The following is a 2,159-nucleotide window of genomic DNA, read 5'->3' as shown; positions in this document are numbered from 1 at the left end:
AAGTCGTGAGGAATGTTTCCGTTGAAACACTGCTCTTCACATTCTTTAAGATAGAATTCGGCAATATCTTCAGAGATATCTTCGCAACGATTAGTCGTTGGTTCAATACGCAAAATTTGGACAGCATTATCGGCTTGGTCGATAAATTTGATCATGTCACTTTCTTCTAAGAAAGGACCAGATTTAGCGAGATTTTGCTCTTCATTTTTGCACATCACTAAGAGAATTTCATCAGAATTTATAAACACTGGTTTTGTCACAAATGCCTCCATAGAGCCTATTGGCAAAAGTTATTTTCTAAGATATGGGACATATGTATGCGCATATTGCACATATGTCAACAATAAAATGTGCAATATGAACATATTTAGTGAGTATTATATTATTTTGGGATATATAAAATGGATGATATTGATAACCTTATAATGGAGGCAGTGAATAAGCTTAGTATAGATAAAAAAAGAAGGTTAATTATTATTCTTCGTCTTTTAAAGTATCTAAAATGCGAAGAAGCCACTGCTTTTTTTCAGGAGATATATTTTTTAGAGCGTTAAAAACTTCTTCTTGAAGTTCGCGGTCTGAAAGAGCAGTTGTAGATTTTGTTTTTATACCCTGTCCTTCACCAGTCAATAACCAACCTGTACTTACGTTAAAAGCTTTTGCGTATCGACTTGCGGCTTTATTGATGCCGCGAACTCCTTGTTCATGTTGTATATAAGTGTAATATGACCAGCCGTAATATTGAGCTGCGGCTCGGGCAGATTTAAATCCTTTGGCAATTCTTGCTTCTGTTAAGCGTATAGCTTGGTCGGGTTTTTGTTCTTGCATTCTGACAACTCCTTTCCATTCATAATGCACATATTATATGTGCTTTTCGACTTGACTTTTTTCTGTGCACATTGCACACTTAATTTTATGAATAAGATAGAAGCAAAAAAAATACGCAAACGCCTTAATCTGACGTTGGACGAAATGGCAGCGTTATTAGGCGTTAACAAATCAACAGTATGGCGTTGGGAAAAATATGGTGTTCCTTCAAGAGGAGCAGTGGCTTATCTTTTAAAATCTTTATGCGATCAAGAGCAACACCCCCCAATGACTACATTTGCAAAAAGTTCCGGCGTTGATAGCGCGCGTGAGACTTTGCAGCCTTAAGGAGGTGATGATGGCTGTAGAAAAGAAATACGAACTTACTGATGAAACAATTGAGTTTGCTGGAAAAACTCTTCACCGCATTCGTGCACTGAGAGACTTTGGTGATGTTAAAGCAGGTGATGTTGGTGGTTTTGTAGAGAGTGAAGGCAACCTCTCTCATGAGGGCGATTGTTGGGTTGGGAATAGGGCATGGGTTTATGGTGATGCACGTGTTTTTGGCAATGCCAAGGTTCTTGGTTTTTCTCATGTTTATGACAATGCCCGTGTTTATGAGAATGCCAATGTTCTTTTAGCAGCTGCGATTTATGGCAACGCCAAGGTTTGTGGTAATGCGCATGTATTTGGCAATGCCAAGGTTTGTGATGAAGCTGCGGTTTTTGGTAATGCTTACGTTTACGATAATATCCATGTTTATGGCAGCGCCAAGGTTTATGGCAACGCCAAGGTTTGTGGTTATGCCAAGGTTTGTGATGCTGCTAAGGTGTTCGGTCATGCCGTGGTTTATGGTAAGGCCAAGATTTATGGAAATGCATATGTTTGCGGCACTGAAGAATATGGTGGCGACAGAGTTTATATGTGTTCACATAATGCAAATGAAGCGCATAAGAATGATGATGGTAAGCCTCGTGTAGAGCTTATACCACCGTTGGCACTGCTTGAAATTGGTAAAGTTTTAGAGTTTGGGGCAAAGAAGTACGGAGCAAACAATTGGCGTAATGGCATGCACTGGAGCAGGTTACACGGTGCTGCTTTACGTCATTTATTAGCATGGTTTGGTGGAGAGCATAAGGATGCTGAGAGTGATTTATCACACTTGGCACATGCGGCTTGTTGCATTCTTTTTTTAATGGAATGCGAAGCACAACAGATTGGTCATGATGACCGCCCTCATAAAAATTAAAGGAGATAAAGATGAGTTCGAATGAAATTTTATGGATAGCAGTGGTTTCAGTTTTGCTCTTAAGCGGAGTGATGTTTCGTATTGCATTGCATTATCGCAACCA

Annotated in this window: 3 protein-coding genes and 1 pseudogene; 2 read left to right on the top strand and 2 right to left on the bottom strand. The window is 39.5% G+C overall.

Going from position 1 to position 2,159, the window contains the following annotated elements:
• Positions 1-260: pseudogene (locus tag ACFIKB_RS09125) on the bottom strand (hypothetical protein); the annotation flags it as partial.
• A 214-nt stretch (positions 261-474) separates the two neighbouring features.
• Positions 475-828 carry an XRE family transcriptional regulator gene (locus ACFIKB_RS09120; protein ID WP_375653430.1) on the bottom strand — a complete coding sequence of 118 codons (354 nt, stop codon included), beginning with the start codon at positions 826-828 and terminating at the stop codon, positions 475-477.
• An 87-nt stretch (positions 829-915) separates the two neighbouring features.
• On the opposite strand from ACFIKB_RS09120, the gene ACFIKB_RS09115 reads away from it, so the two are divergent.
• Entirely contained in the window at positions 916-1,155 is a 240-nt protein-coding gene (locus ACFIKB_RS09115; RefSeq protein WP_375653428.1) for a helix-turn-helix domain-containing protein, read from the top strand.
• Between the two features lie 574 nt (positions 1,156-1,729).
• Entirely contained in the window at positions 1,730-2,056 is a 327-nt protein-coding gene (locus ACFIKB_RS09110; protein ID WP_375610982.1) for a dATP/dGTP diphosphohydrolase domain-containing protein, read from the top strand.
• Positions 2,057-2,159: the final 103 nt, after the last annotated feature.

Source organism: Bartonella sp. MR110HLJHH (assembly GCF_042194225.1).
GTDB lineage: Bacteria > Pseudomonadota > Alphaproteobacteria > Rhizobiales > Rhizobiaceae > Bartonella > Bartonella grahamii.
The sequence above is the reverse complement of the archived record's forward strand: the minus strand, read 5'-3'. Positions and strand labels throughout refer to the sequence as shown.